This window comes from Acinetobacter sp. WC-743, assembly GCF_000335555.1.
GTDB lineage: Bacteria > Pseudomonadota > Gammaproteobacteria > Pseudomonadales > Moraxellaceae > Acinetobacter > Acinetobacter bereziniae.
The window spans coordinates 1-203 of the sequence record NZ_AMFQ01000083.1 but is presented as its reverse complement, the minus strand read 5'-3'; the positions used below and the strand labels follow the sequence as shown (position 1 = coordinate 203).

The following is a 203-nucleotide window of genomic DNA, read 5'->3' as shown; positions in this document are numbered from 1 at the left end:
GTTGCATTTCAGCAAATGGATACATATGTGGATTTTCATAAGATAAATCGACAATCATACCCAAAGTCACTTGGTTGTTTTCAGCGTGATATAACCACCAACCACCTGAAGAACCAGTTTCAGCAAGTGGCCAACCTGAACCATGCATCACCAAACCTGGTTTATGTTTGGCAGGGTCGATTTCCCAAAGCTCTTTAATCCCG

The 203-nt window shown here is 42.4% G+C and carries 1 pseudogene; it reads right to left on the bottom strand.

The features are described from left to right. A pseudogene (locus ACINWC743_RS11560) lies at positions 1–203 on the bottom strand (electron transfer flavoprotein-ubiquinone oxidoreductase); the annotation flags it as partial.